Origin of the sequence: Acinetobacter sp. SH024, assembly GCF_000163635.1 — a bacterium.
In the GTDB taxonomy this organism is placed as follows: domain Bacteria; phylum Pseudomonadota; class Gammaproteobacteria; order Pseudomonadales; family Moraxellaceae; genus Acinetobacter; species Acinetobacter pittii.
In genome coordinates this window covers 101,474-115,848 of the sequence record NZ_GG753605.1, presented here as the reverse complement: position 1 = coordinate 115,848, position 14,375 = coordinate 101,474, and the positions used below count along the sequence as shown (strand labels likewise).

Sequence of the window (14,375 nt, the reverse complement as noted above, 5' to 3'; positions counted from 1 at the left end):
TATTGGCACGACAGAGCCTTATCGGGAAAGTTCAATGTAAGTAGCTAATTGCCGTTACTTTTTTAAAAAAGTAACCAAAAACTTTAGTTTCGATGATGGTAAGTCCTTGCTACCGCATCGAAACGGCGGCATCCATGCCGCCAACCACGATAGTAAAAACAGGGCTGATTCACATTAGGGAATGAGCTAATTAAATTATAAATTACAAACGGTAAGATCCCGTCGTGTTGGTCTAATTTGATAAATGGATGACCAAAAGGAAACCATCATGCAAACATTTTCTCCTCAAGCAGTGATCGAACGTTTACAGAATATTGTAGGGCGTTCTTATGTTTTGACCGATGATCAAAGTACGCGTCAGTACCGCCAAGGTCGTCGTTTTGGTGAGGGGAAAGTGCTTGCTGTGGTGGTGCCGGGGACCTTGCTAGAGCAATGGCAAGTGTTGCAGGCTGCAATTGAGGCAGACTGTATTGTGATTATGCAGGCGGCCAATACAGGACTCACTGGTGGTTCAACCCCATATGGCGATGATTATGACCGTCCTGTTTTGGTGATGAGTACGCGCCGATTAAAGGGCATTCAGGTCATTCATGACGGTAAGCAAGTGATTTGTTTGCCGGGTGCGACCTTAGATAATTTAGAGCAAATTTTAAAAGGCTATGACCGTGAACCTCATTCGGTGATTGGTTCATCTTGTATTGGGGCATCAGTACTTGGCGGTGTCTGTAATAACTCGGGCGGTGCATTGGTACGCCGTGGCCCGGCGTATACTGAACTGGCGTTATATGCTCAGGTGAACGCTGCTGGTCAGTTAGAACTGGTGAACCACTTAGGGGTGAATTTAGGTTCGACTCCTGAAGAAATTTTGACTCGTTTAGAGAAACAGCAATACCAAGCCTTAGATATTTTAGATGACAGTGAAAAACAGGCGTCGGACCATCGTTATGCGCATGATGTGGCTCAGGTTGATGAAGATACACCTGCTCGTTTTAATGCAGACCCGTCACGTTTGTTTGAAGCATCGGGGTCGGCTGGTAAAGTCTGTGTGTTTGCGGTACGCCTTGATACCTATGAAAAAGTAGAGAGCAATGTTTTTTATATTGGTACTAATGATGCCGATGATTTAACAGCGATTCGTCGTTACTTACTGACCTCACTGCCAAGCTTGCCGATTGCGGGCGAATATATTCACCGAGATGCTTACCTGATTGGTGAAAAGTACGGAAAAGACACATTCTTATTTATTGAGAAATTTGGCACAGCCAATGTTCCAAAAGCTTTTGCGATGAAAGATAAAGTCGATGGCTTTTTAGAAAGATTTAAAATTAAAGGCTTAACGGATCATATTTTACAAGCGATTACCTTCTTTTTACCGAGTCATTTGCCGAAGCGTATGACCGAATATCGAGATCGTTACGAGCATCATTTAGTGCTGCGTGTTGAAAATAATTCAAAAGCTCAGACCGAGCAGTTTTTAAAAGAATATTTTGCAGTGCATCAGTCAGGTAACTATTTCGTATGTAGCGAAGAGGAAGGCCGAAAGGCTTTCTTACACCGTTTTGCTATTGCAGGGGCGGCAATTCGTTATCGTGATACGCATCGTAGTGAAGTTGAAGATATTGTGGCGCTTGATATTGCGTTACGTCGTAATGACCGCGAATGGGTAGAGCAACTGCCGGCCGAGATGGAAAATAAAATCATCCATAAACTCTATTATGGGCATTTCTTTTGTCATGTGTTCCATCAGGACTATATTCTTAAAAAGGGCCATGATCCGTTAGAAATGGAACATCAAATGTGGAAGTTGTTGGACGCGCGCCGTGCTGAATATCCGGCAGAGCATAATGTTGGGCACCTTTACATTGCCAAACCTGCCTTAGCGAACTTTTATCAAAAACTCGACCCAACCAATAGCTTTAATGTGGGGATTGGACATACCTCAAAACTGAAATATTGGGGCAAAGCTAAATCGTAATATCGAGACATTAAAAAAGGCGCCGAAGCGCCTTTTTTTGTAGATGTCTTATGCAGCTTCTACAGATTTAGCAAGTACTTCTGCAACTGCTTTAGCAACAGTGTAAACATTGTTCATGTTTAAACCTGCTACACAAATACGGCCACTACGTACTAAGTAGATTGCATATTCTTCACGCAAGATATCAACTTGCTCAGCAGTTAGACCTGTGTAGCTGAACATACCTTTTTGGTTTACAAGGTAGCTAAAGTCACGGTCTGGTAATGCTTTAGTAAGTTCGTCTTTCAAGATGCTACGCATTTTAATAATACGCTCACGCATCTCTTTTACTTCACCTTGCCATTGTTGGTTAAGTTCAGCGTCATTTAACACTTCATCAACTAACCAAGCGCCTGTAGTAGGAGGGCTAGAGTAAATACGGCGTACAGTCGCTTTTAACTGACCGAATGTACACTGAGCAGCTTCTGCATCGTCACATACGAAAGTTAAGCCGCCAACGCGTTCGCCATATAAAGAGAAGATTTTAGAGAAAGAGTTGCTCACAATGAAGTTTAGACCCGCTTGGTCTAAAGCACGAATTGCATACGCATCTTCTTCCATACCGTCACCAAAACCTTGGTAAGCGATGTCTAGGAATGGAATAAGGTTACGGTCTTTTAATGCTGCAATCACTTGGTCCCATTGTGCTGGGTTTAAGTCAGCACCAGTTGGGTTATGGCAGCATGGGTGCAATAACACAATGCTTTGCTCAGGCAAAGTTTTAAGTGTAGAAAGCATACCGTCAAAATCTACACCACGCGTTTCGTTATCGAAATATGGGTAGAAATGAGTTTTGATACCAGCGCCATTGAAAATCGCAACGTGGTTATCCCAAGTTGGTTGGCTTACCCAAACGTCTGAATTTGGGAAATAAGTTTTTAAAAAATCTGCACCAACTTTTAATGCACCTGAACCACCAAGTGTTTGGATGGTTACAGCACGGCCAGCTTTAACTGCCGGGCTGTTTGCACCAAATAAAAGTGCTTGAATTGCTTCACGGTAAGGTTTGAAGCCTTCCATTGGCAAATAAAGTTTGGTTTTACCGTTTTTAGGCTCAATACGCTTTTGCGCCTCGATAATGGTCTCTAACTGAGGAACAATGCTGTCTTCGTTATAATAAAGACCAATACTCAAGTTCACTTTTCCAGAACGAGTGTCAGCATTGAACTGTTCCATTAAAGAGAGAATTGGATCGCCTGCGTATGGGGGGATATGTTGAAACATCAAAAAAGTCCTTTCATTCAACAATATGCATAGTGCTGGGTTTTTTCTGTCTCGAAAAATACGCCACAACTATGTCGATGCTCAATAATGTATCAATAAAGCTACCGTGAAGCACCTGATAATTTCACTAATATCGATATTTTCTGGATGAAAATGATAAAAAGATTTAAAAGAAATTACGGTAAATAGAAACTAATTTCTAACTCATGCTTTCATTCAAGCAGATTGTCTACAATCTTGCTGTAATACATTGGTTGTAGACTAAAGTTTGAAACAAAAGATTAGAGGTCGAAAAGCAACTAAAAAAGTATCATAAATTTATAGGTAAAATAATATTAAATATCTGTTTTATAAAGACTAATTTGTAAGTGGTTTAATGCTTTAAATATAAGGTGATATAAGCGGTCAGGCTATAAAAATTGACCTGATGCGTTCTGTAAAGTGTCAACAATCACCTTGATTTTTTTCATTCATACCGCTATAAAACTCATAATTGATTAAAAATTGTCGACAATATGCAAGATTTGACCTACGCACCAGAGCCATTACAAAGTCAGGGAAGAACACTGACCGAGCATGTATTTAAACAAATACAGACGGCGATTGTTTTGGGTCAAATTCCGGCAGGTAGCAAGATTTCTGAGCCTGAGCTGGCACGCACTTATGGAATTAGCCGTGGGCCATTACGTGAAGCGATTCATCGCCTTGAAGGGCAACGTTTGGTTGAGCGTACTGCACACGTGGGTGCGCGCGTGGTTTCGCTTTCACTGCAACAGTTTAAAGAGCTTTACCAGATTCGTGCGTCTTTAGAAGGTTTGGCTTGCAAACTTGCGGCACAGCATATTGATAAAAAGCAAATTTTGGCGCTACGTGATGTATTACGTATGCATGCCGAAGATGAAAACTTTAAAGCAGGTAAGGGATATTACTTGCAAGAAGGGCAGGACGATTTTCACTACTGCATTATCAAAAGTAGTGGCAATAAAACGCTAGAAAAAATGCTATGTGATGAGCTTTATCACCTCATCCGTATGTACCGAATTCAATTTTCAAACACACCCGATCGACCTAGCAAAGCTTGGGACGAACATATCCGTATTTTAGATGCAATTGCAGAAGGTGATGGTGAACTTGCCGAGCTGCTCATGCATCGACATATCAATGCTTCTTACAAAATTATTGAGCAAACACTGCTACAAGCACAAGGAGAACATAACAATGGCTAAACAATCCGCAGGTCAGCTATTTCGCGATGCAGTAGCCCAAGAAAAGCCATTACAAGTGGTTGGAACCATCAATGCCAATCATGCACTTTTGGCAAAACGTGCAGGTTATAAAGCGATTTACTTATCAGGTGGTGGTGTAGCAGCTGGTTCTTTAGGCTTACCTGATTTGGGAATCAGTAACCTTGATGATGTGTTGACAGACGTACGCCGTATTACTGATGTATGTGATCTTCCGTTATTGGTCGATGCGGACACAGGTTTTGGTGCTTCTGCATTTAACATTGCCCGTACGACAAAAGCACTCATCAAGTTTGGTGCTGCGGCAATGCACATTGAAGACCAAGTGGGCGCAAAACGTTGTGGTCACCGTCCGAACAAAGCCATTGTGACTCAAGAAGAAATGGTTGACCGTATTAAAGCTGCGGTTGATGCGCGTGGTGATGACAGCTTCGTGATTATGGCACGTACCGACGCATTGGCAGTAGATGGCTTACAAGCTGCAATTGACCGTGCGGGTGCCTACATCGAAGCGGGCGCAGACATGTTGTTCCCTGAAGCAATTACTGAGCTTGATATGTACAAGCAATTTGCTCAGAAGACTGGCGCACCGATTTTAGCAAACATCACAGAGTTTGGTTCTACACCACTGTTTACCACTGAAGAGTTAGCATCTGCCGATGTAAGCCTTGCGCTTTATCCGCTTTCTGCTTTCCGTGCCATGAACAAGGCAGCCGAAACTGTGTATGAAACCTTACGTAAAGAAGGCACGCAAAAGAACGTGATTGATATTATGCAAACGCGTAAAGAGCTATATGAACGCATTAATTACTATGCGTTTGAAGACTACTTAGACAACGCATTTGCTAAAAAGAAGTAATAAATTAAAAAGTTGATTAATTGGAATCTGATACTCGGAGGCGTCATCTGCAACTGTTTGAGGCAGGACTACATTTTTTAAAATTGATTCTGCGATAGATAGGATATTCGATGGTTGTGGACGAGTTTTGCAGATGACAATCGTTTTGCCTACTTTTCCCGAAAGAAAAGTAGGTCGAACCGAAGGTTAATCCTGAAATAAGAAGTGAAAATGGTACGACTCCGTCGTGCTTAATAAATAAATTCAGATAGATAGGAAAGGACAATCTTATGAGCTCAAATGAAACAACAACAGGCTTCAAACCAAAAAAATCAGTTGCACTTAGCGGACAAGTTGCAGGCAACACAGCACTTTGTACCGTAGGACGTAGCGGTAACGACTTGCACTACCGTGGCTATGACATTCTTGACCTTGCAGCAGGTAGCCAGTTTGAAGAAGTTGCTCACTTGCTCGTACATGGCAAATTACCAAACAAAGCTGAACTCAAAGCCTATAAAGCAAAATTAAAAGCACTTCGTGGCTTACCAGCAGCGCTTAAAACAGCACTTGAACAATTACCACCGTCTGCACACCCAATGGACGTGATGCGTACAGGTGTTTCAGTGCTAGGTTGTTTAACACCAGAACACGAAGACCACAACGAAGCGGGCGCAAAAGACATTGCTGATAAATTAATGGCATGCCTAGGCTCAATGCTGCTTTATTGGTATCACTTCAGCAATAACGGTCGTCGTATTGAAGTTGAAACAGATGACGACTCAATTGCAGCGCATTTCTTACATTTGCTTCATGGCGAAAAACCATCTGAAGAATGGATTCAAGCAATGCATACCTCTCTTATTTTGTATGCTGAGCATGAGTTCAACGCATCTACATTTACCTCACGTGTGGTTGCAGGTACAGGTTCTGACATGTACTCGGCAATTACAGGCGGTATTGGTGCACTTCGCGGACCTAAGCACGGTGGTGCAAACGAAGTTGCATTCGTGATTCAACAACGTTACGACAACGCAGACGAAGCAGAAGCTGACATCCGTAAACGTGTTGAAAATAAAGAAGTTGTGATCGGTTTTGGTCACCCTGTCTATACAGTTTCTGACCCACGTAACGAAGTGATCAAGAAAGTTGCGCACGACTTGGCACAAGCGCAAGAAAACACCAAAATGTACCTCATCGCTGAGCGTTTAGAAGCAGTGATGAAAGAAGTGAAAAACATGTTCCCGAACCTCGACTGGTTCAGTGCGGTGAGCTATCACTTGATGGGTGTTCCAACTGCAATGTTTACACCGTTATTCGTAATTGCACGTACAGCAGGTTGGTCAGCGCACGTGATTGAACAACGCCAAGATGGCAAAATCATTCGTCCAAGCGCGAACTACACAGGCCCTGAAAACCTCGAATTTAAACCATTGGCGGAGCGTGGTTAATGAACACAAAATACCGTAAACCGCTGGCAGGAACCCAGCTTGAATATTACGACGTGCGTCAGGCCGTTGAAGATATTCAGCCAGGCGCATACGAAAAACTGCCTTACACCTCTAAAGTACTCGCTGAGCAATTGGTACGCCGTGCCGATGCCGAGAACTTAACTGCTTATTTAACACAGTTGATTGAACGCCGTCAGGACTTGGACTTTCCTTGGTATCCTGCGCGCGTAGTGTGTCATGACATCTTGGGTCAAACTGCTTTGGTTGACCTTGCAGGTTTACGTGATGCGATTGCTGACAAAGGCGGTGACCCATCTAAAGTCAACCCAGTTGTGCCGACTCAGCTGATTGTTGACCACTCTTTAGCGGTGGAATACGGTGGTGCTGACCCAGACGCTTTTGCAAAAAACCGTGCTGTTGAAGACCGCCGTAACGAAGACCGTTTCCACTTTATTGAGTGGACCAAAACAGCATTTAAAAATGTCGATGTGATCCCTGCGGGGAACGGCATTATGCACCAGATTAACCTAGAGAAAATGTCTCCGGTGATTCAGGCGCGTGATGGCGTAGCATTCCCAGACACATGCGTAGGTACAGACTCACACACGCCACATACAGACGCTTTAGGCGTAATTTCTGTGGGTGTTGGTGGCTTAGAAGCTGAAAACGTAATGTTAGGCCGTGCATCTTGGATGCGTCTGCCAGACATTATTGGTGTTGAGTTTGTAGGTCAGCGTCAGGCAGGCATTACTGCAACGGATATCGTACTTGCTTTAACTGAATTCTTGCGTAAAGAGCGCGTAGTGGGTGCTTACCTTGAGTTCTTTGGTGAAGGTGCTGACAGCATGTCTGTGGGCGACCGTGCAACCATTTCGAACATGACTCCAGAATATGGTGCTACGGCTGCGATGTTCTACATCGACCAAAACACAATCGACTACTTACGCCTAACAGGCCGTGAAGATACTCAAGTGGCATTGGTTGAACAGTACGCAAAAGAAATCGGCCTTTGGGCATCTGACATGACCAAAGCAGAGTACCCACGTGTACTTCGTTTTGACCTATCGACAGTCACACGTAACATTGCTGGCCCATCAAACCCACATGCACGTGTTTCAACTGCCGACCTAAAAGAGAAAGGCATTGCGGGTGTCGTTGAAAACCGTTCTGATGGCTTAATGCCAGATGGTGCAATCATTATTGCTGCCATTACTTCATGTACCAATACTTCTAACCCACGTAACACTGTGGCGGCAGGTTTATTGGCACGTAAGGCAAATGAGCTAGGTTTAGTTCGTAAACCTTGGGTGAAATCATCATTTGCACCGGGTTCAAAAGCAGCTGCACTTTACCTTGAAGAAGCAGGCGTTCTAAAAGACTTAGAGCAACTTGGTTTTGGTATTGTGGCTTATGCTTGTACAACGTGTAACGGTATGTCGGGTGCGTTAGATCCGGTTATTCAACAAGAAATTATTGACCGTGACTTGTACGCAACAGCAGTACTGTCTGGTAACCGTAACTTCGATGGCCGTATCCATCCATATGCAAAACAGGCGTTCTTGGCATCTCCACCATTAGTTGTGGCATATGCAATTGCAGGTACGATCCGTTTCGACATCGAAAAAGATGCGTTAGGTCATGACAAAGACGGTAACCCGATTTACCTCAAAGACATCTGGCCATCTGATGCTGAAATTGATGCGCTAGTTAAAGAAGCTGTGAAGCCTGAACAGTTCCGTAAAGTCTACATTCCAATGTTTGACTTGGGCGAAGTTGAGCAAGCGAAGAGCCCACTTTACGACTGGCGTCCGCAAAGTACTTACATCCGCCGTCCACCATATTGGGAAGGGGCGTTGGCTGCACCACGTACTTTGGCGAACATGCGTCCACTTGCGATTTTGGGTGACAACATCACCACTGACCACTTGTCGCCTTCAAATGCGATTTTGATGGACTCGGCTGCGGGTGAATACCTTCACAAAATGGGCGTACCAGAAGAAGACTTCAACTCATACGCAACGCACCGTGGTGACCATTTGACTGCACAACGTGCAACATTTGCCAACCCGAAACTGTATAACGAAATGGTGGTTCGCTCAGACGGCACCATTAAGCAAGGTTCAAAAGCGCGTGTAGAGCCAGAAGGCGAAGTAATGCGTATGTGGGAAGCGATTGAAACCTACATGAACCGTAAGCAACCGTTAATTATTATTGCGGGTGCTGACTACGGTCAGGGTTCAAGCCGTGACTGGGCTGCAAAAGGTGTACGCCTTGCTGGTGTTGAAGCGATTGTGGCAGAAGGTTTTGAGCGTATTCACCGTACCAACTTGGTGGGTATGGGCGTGTTACCACTTGAGTTTAAACCGGGTGTAAACCGCAAGACGTTAAAACTAGATGGCACAGAGCTTTATAGCGTGATTGGTAATATCGCGCCGCGTTCGACTTTAACTTTAGTGATTGAACGTGCTACAGCGGATGGTAAAGAAGAGATTCTTGAAGTGCCTGTGACTTGCCGTTTAGATACAGAAGAAGAAGTTTCTGTATATGAAGCGGGCGGTGTATTACAGCGTTTTGCGCAAGACTTTTTAGAAGGCCAAGTGGCTTAATTTAGTCTATAGCTGATTGAAAATTATTCAAAAGAACCCTATCTTGATGATGGGGTTTTTTTATAGCTTATATTTGAGTGTATATGCGAGATTTAGGACAATTAGGTGAAAGCACCTTTGCAATGTGGTGTGCTCAAGTTGGATTAATTGCTAATGGTTCGGCAATTGATAAAACAGGATGGGACTACTATGTAGAATTCCCAATATCTTCAAATATAACTACTCATGAATTACATAAATCAGCTTTTGAATGTAAAGTTCAAGTTAAAGCAACAGATAAAAAGGATAGAAAACTCGCTATTACAGTATCAAATCTTAGACGGATGGCAACTGTGCAAATGCCAGCATTTTACGTTTTTCTAGAATTTGATGGGAAGAATGAAGCACAAAATGCATTTGTTTTACATATAGATAATGAGTTGGTTTATAAAATTCTTAAAAGAGTTCATCAAATAGAACAAAGTGAAAAAAATAAGGATTTAAATAAAAAGACAATTACTCTTACTTATAGTGAACAGCACAGACTTGAAAAATTAGATGGGGAAAATCTAAAACAAAATTTGTTGAAATATATCGGTGAAAACTATTCTGATTACATAGCTAGTAAAAATAAATATTTACAAGAGTGTGGTTTTGAGGATGGGTATGGAACAGTTCAATTTTCCCTTGAAGGTGAAGAGGGTATTCAGAGAATCATTGATGTTTCTTTAGGATTAGAAGAGGATTTAGATGTCCAAAACTTAGTTAATATTGAAAAGCGATTTGGTATCCCATCTAAAAAGTCGAATTTTGAAATACCTAAAGCAAAACTAAGTTTGAGTGTGCAACCACCAAAAAAAGGAAAAATTAGATTTAAAGAAGATAGTCTCTCTACTGGCTTAGTTTTTGATATAGATTTTTATAACTCACCTTTTAGTTTTAATGAGTTTAGGAAATTTTCAAAATTTCGAGTTGTTGGCGATTTCTTTGATATGACTTTTGAGCCATATAAAAAACAATCTAATTATAAGTTTAACTTAGGTGACGATAGGAGATTTGAGTTAAAGAAACTAAAAGATGCTATTGGCTTAATTGAATTGATGAGCAGAGATAACCAAGAATTCATTATTGAACTAATCATAGAAAATTTTGAAACTGTAGTTTCTTCATCTAAAAGTAAATTTATAAAAAGAGAGCTAAGTATATTTGATGATCTATTGAACAAGGCATTAGAAATATGTTTTCAAAGCAAAATTTATGATGAAATATTTATTTCTATTCAGGAGTTATATAATTATAGAGAAGAAATTGAACAGTTCCATACTATAATTACTAAAACAAATAAGTGTGATTTTAGAGTCGAGTGTGAGGTAGACAGTAATCACATATTCGAATTTGAGAAAACAAGTTCGACTTCGGCTATATTTTGCAGATTAGGTAGTCATGCCATAGGAGCAATTCTAACAATTATTGGTAAACCTGAGAAAATATCAAAAAATAAATTTAGGATTGATAAAGGTGAACTAATGATAGATAGAACTCTTATATTTACTCGAAGTAATGAAAATATTAATGAAGAAATTAGTAGAGTAATACAAAATACGATAAGTAAATATGCAGATGAATACGATGTTTTCTATAACTGGGATACAGATGTTGTATAAAATAAAAACATAAAAAAAGCCCGACATCCTGTCGGGCTTTTTCGTATTTGGTTGCTAGATATGACTCCTGTCGTATCTCACGCTCCTGGTGCTTGAACCTATTATTGTTGTTTTGTGTTCCGGAACATCCTGTTCCTGTATGAGTTCATATTAGAAAAAAAGCAGAGGATAGCCAATCGGCTAAATCCCTAAATCTATGTAAGATAAATCGTACAAATAACATTTTTTGCATTTATGCCATCATCATCGGGCGAAATGGACAATTGACATTCACTTTAAGTGGGTTATATTCCTGTTTAATATATATACGATTATAGGAATGTAATCATGGTAACAGCTGGCGAAAAACCCGGAACAGGCTTCTACTTCTGTGCTCAGTGCGGACATAGAGTGTTTTTAGAAATTAATACCGACCCTTTACCACCTTGCACGAAATGCTACTGCACGCAATTTAAACGTTAAGAATGAAATAATATTTGCGTTCGCATTTAACAAAAAGCCCTGTCACCTGATGGGGCTTTTTTGTTAATTTAAAAATAAGACTTACATAACAAGACCCGTGATGGGCATGAAAAGGAAACCGTTATGGAAACAATATTGGGTTTATGTATTGGCTTGGGGCTGAGCGCTGCCTGCGGTTTTCGCGTGTTTGTGCCGCTACTGGTTATGAGCATTGCAACCATGATGGGATGGTTTGAACCATCAAAAGGTTTTGAATGGTTAGCTCTGCCATCGGTGTGTTTAGCTTTAGGTGTGGCAACGGTGTGTGAAGTTGCAGCCTACTATATTCCGTGGGTCGATAATGCCTTAGACACAGTCGCGACTCCTGCGGCGATGATTGCGGGTACATTAGCGACAATGGCGGTGAGTAGCGGAGAAATGTCTCAGTTTGCCAGTTGGGCGGCAGCGATTATTGTGGGCGGTGGTACGGCAGGTGTGGTGCAAATGAGTACCGTTGCTGCACGCGGTGTTTCAACTGCAACTACGGGTGGTTTAGGGAATTTTGTCGTTGCGACAGGTGAGTGGATTGGAGCGATCTTACTTTCGGTTTCGGCCATGTTAGTGCCTGCACTTGTTGCGGTAGTAGTGCTGATTGCGATTATTTTAGCGGTACGTTGGATCCGCCATAAAAAGCAAGAACAGGCGCATAGTCCTCTATAGGCTTAGCATAAACATATTTTTAAACAGCAATAAAAAAAGCCCAACATCCTGTTGGGCTTTTTCGTATTTGGGTACTAGATATGACTCCTGTCGTATCTCACGCTCCTGGTGCTTGAACCTATTATTGTTGTTTTATGTTCCGGAACATCCTGTTCCTGTATGAACTCATCATAGGAAAAAAGAAGGAAGTCGCCAATCCGCAAAATCCCTAAAAGTTTGTAGGATAAAACGTACATTGAAACATGGTGTGAGGCGTTTTGTAGTTACAGAGGGGGCTTACTTTTATACCTAATCATTTAAGATGTTGAGAAGTATAAGAGTTGCTATTGATAACAATATGTTATGTTTAAGTTTGGTTGTAAAAAGAACAATTTTATCGGGAGTAATCAATAAATGACCGTTATGTTGGTAAAACCTCATTTAAGGTTTAAAGAGAGCTATAACAACTATATTAATGAATTGGCAGATGAAGATCGTCACCCTTTGACAACGGAGTTTGACCATACAAATTTTGAATCATTTTTGAATAAACTGAGAGATTATGAAAATGGGGAATCCCTAGAAGAAGGGCATGTTCCCAACATTACATATTGGTTAGTAGAGGATAATGAAATTATTGGCGCGTCTAACTTGCGACTTAAACTCAATGAACAGATTGAATATTGTGGTGGACATATTGGTTTAGGTATTCGTCCTTCTAAACGTGGACAGAATTTTGGCTCGAAATTGTTAGAGCTTACAATTCAGGAGGCATGGAAGCTAGGCCTAACGGAGTTACATATACATTGTTATAAATCTAATTTAGCTTCTGCAAAAACTATTCAAGCAAACAATGGTCGTCTTGATTCCGAAATTACTCTCAACCAAGTAGTTCAAAGGTATGTTGTGCATAAAACAATATAAGAATTTTCTTTAAGTTGTTTTTAAATGAACATAAAAAAAGCCCGACATCCTGTCGAGCTTTTTCGTATTTGGTTGCTAGATATGACTCCTGTCGTATCTCACGCTCCTGGTGCATGAACCTATTATTGTTGTTTTGTGTTCCGGAACATCCTGTTCCTGTATGAGTTCATATTAGGAAAAAAGCAGGGTGTCGCCAATCCGCAAAATCCTTAAAAGCTTGTAGGAAAAAACGTACAAGATCGCTTTCGATATATATTATTTTGAATTCAACTTTAGGCCCCTGTGCCGCAACAGACTTTAATCTTTTGCGCTGATTTAAAGTAATAAACCATTGCAACACAGAGATAAAGAGCTAAGCCAAACGCTTAGCCCAGACTACTTTTGTCACACCGCTGCATGACGCTAAAGAAAGTAGGGGCAAAGTCCCGTGGGAGAACAGGACTTTGCAAACTGACATGTTTAAGCTGCTGCATGAGCTTAGGGGAGTAGGTTTGTTCAAGTCGCTGATAAATACATCCACAACTGGTCTTAGTGTGTCCACCCGACAGGCAAATTTTTTCAAACTCCTGCTGAGTATGTAAGTTACAACCCGAAATTCCCAAGCTCGCTACAACCAAACTTAAAGCCATAATAGATTTATAAATTGTCATATTATTCTCATAATGATTTATATCTATGAGTAGAATAAAAATATAATTTGTTTTAAGGCTTAAAATAATTTTTGGGTAATAGTTAATCCTCCAATGTATGTAGGAAAATAAAATAATTAAATTTTTAAAATAAAAATAATTTATAAATTTAAAAACTAGGCAATAAAAAACCTAAATTTTAAATAAATAAAATGATTAAGCAGGAGAGGGAATAAGTTTGAAAAGTGTCATGGTCAACTCCTTATAATTTATGGAGTCCTACCACCAGATTACCGCGAATTAATTTATGGTGGTAGAACGAAAGGGGGTTGACAGACTGGACTCGTAGAACCAGCACGCACGGGGCGTCCCCCTCCCGTCCTGAACTGCACCCCATAAGTTAGACTTTTAAAACTTATGAGGTGTGCTCTATGCCAATTCCGAAGCATTCAAAAGAGTTAAAATTAAAAGTCATTCAAGCTTATTTAGAGGGAAGTAAAGGATATAAAATCCTTTCACAAGAATTTAATGTAGATCTCCAAACCATCCGCTTATGGATTGAAAACTATAAGGCACAAGGTGAAGATGGCCTGAATGTTAAAACTAAAAAAACCTACTACTCTTCCGAATTTAAAATCAAGGCTGTACAAATGCTTCTTGATAAG

At 41.0% G+C, this 14,375-nt stretch carries 12 protein-coding genes and 1 pseudogene; 10 read left to right on the top strand and 3 right to left on the bottom strand.

From position 1 onward, the window contains the following. Positions 1 to 268: 268 nt before the first annotated feature. Positions 269 to 1,975: a D-lactate dehydrogenase gene (gene dld, locus HMPREF0013_RS22830; protein ID WP_025464202.1), complete on the top strand. Its 1,707-nt coding sequence runs from the start codon at positions 269 to 271 to the stop codon at positions 1,973 to 1,975. A gap of 48 nt (positions 1,976 to 2,023) precedes the next feature. Here the strand turns inward: dld and HMPREF0013_RS22825 are convergent, their stop codons facing one another. After that, positions 2,024 to 3,238: an aromatic amino acid transaminase gene (locus HMPREF0013_RS22825; RefSeq protein ID WP_005804798.1), complete on the bottom strand. Its 1,215-nt coding sequence runs from the start codon at positions 3,236 to 3,238 to the stop codon at positions 2,024 to 2,026. 335 nt (positions 3,239 to 3,573) lie between these two features. Next, positions 3,574 to 3,708 (bottom strand): annotated as a pseudogene (locus HMPREF0013_RS24815) (hypothetical protein). A 45-nt stretch (positions 3,709 to 3,753) separates the two neighbouring features. Between HMPREF0013_RS24815 and HMPREF0013_RS22820 the strand changes: the two are divergent. The 8 genes from HMPREF0013_RS22820 (at position 3,754) to HMPREF0013_RS22790 (ending at position 13,081) form a co-directional block, all read left to right on the top strand. Further along, entirely contained in the window at positions 3,754 to 4,464 is a 711-nt protein-coding gene (locus tag HMPREF0013_RS22820; RefSeq protein WP_002050495.1) for a GntR family transcriptional regulator, read from the top strand. Further along, a complete protein-coding gene (gene prpB, locus HMPREF0013_RS22815) occupies positions 4,457 to 5,341 on the top strand; it encodes a methylisocitrate lyase (RefSeq protein WP_005071840.1) in 885 nt (294 codons plus the stop codon). The genes HMPREF0013_RS22820 and prpB overlap by 8 nt, the downstream gene beginning before the upstream one ends. Positions 5,342 to 5,610: 269 nt before the next feature. Continuing rightward, a complete protein-coding gene (gene prpC / locus HMPREF0013_RS22810) occupies positions 5,611 to 6,768 on the top strand; it encodes a 2-methylcitrate synthase (protein WP_005079594.1) in 1,158 nt (385 codons plus the stop codon). Continuing rightward, positions 6,768 to 9,374 carry a Fe/S-dependent 2-methylisocitrate dehydratase AcnD gene (gene acnD / locus HMPREF0013_RS22805; protein ID WP_005804797.1) on the top strand — a complete coding sequence of 869 codons (2,607 nt, stop codon included), beginning with the start codon at positions 6,768 to 6,770 and terminating at the stop codon, positions 9,372 to 9,374. The genes prpC and acnD overlap by 1 nt, the downstream gene beginning before the upstream one ends. Before the next feature lie 83 nt (positions 9,375 to 9,457). Then, a complete protein-coding gene (locus tag HMPREF0013_RS22800; RefSeq protein ID WP_005804796.1) occupies positions 9,458 to 11,017 on the top strand; it encodes a DUF4365 domain-containing protein in 1,560 nt (519 codons plus the stop codon). Between the two features lie 327 nt (positions 11,018 to 11,344). Next, positions 11,345 to 11,479, top strand: a complete 135-nt coding sequence (locus HMPREF0013_RS25230) for a zinc ribbon-containing protein (RefSeq protein WP_001983336.1) — start codon at positions 11,345 to 11,347, stop codon at positions 11,477 to 11,479. A gap of 123 nt (positions 11,480 to 11,602) precedes the next feature. Continuing rightward, on the top strand, positions 11,603 to 12,178 hold the full coding sequence (locus HMPREF0013_RS22795; protein WP_005079585.1) for a DUF4126 domain-containing protein: 576 nt from the start codon (positions 11,603 to 11,605) through the stop codon (positions 12,176 to 12,178). Between the two features lie 393 nt (positions 12,179 to 12,571). Then, positions 12,572 to 13,081 carry a GNAT family N-acetyltransferase gene (locus HMPREF0013_RS22790; protein ID WP_005079583.1) on the top strand — a complete coding sequence of 170 codons (510 nt, stop codon included), beginning with the start codon at positions 12,572 to 12,574 and terminating at the stop codon, positions 13,079 to 13,081. A 365-nt stretch (positions 13,082 to 13,446) separates the two neighbouring features. Here HMPREF0013_RS22790 and HMPREF0013_RS0105800 read toward each other — a convergent pair whose 3' ends face one another. Next, on the bottom strand, positions 13,447 to 13,731 hold the full coding sequence (locus HMPREF0013_RS0105800; RefSeq protein WP_005079581.1) for a hypothetical protein: 285 nt from the start codon (positions 13,729 to 13,731) through the stop codon (positions 13,447 to 13,449). A 410-nt stretch (positions 13,732 to 14,141) separates the two neighbouring features. Between HMPREF0013_RS0105800 and HMPREF0013_RS22785 the strand changes: the two genes are divergently transcribed. Continuing rightward, a partial coding sequence (locus HMPREF0013_RS22785) for a helix-turn-helix domain-containing protein (protein ID WP_005804795.1) occupies positions 14,142 to 14,375 on the top strand: 234 nt, incomplete at its 3' end.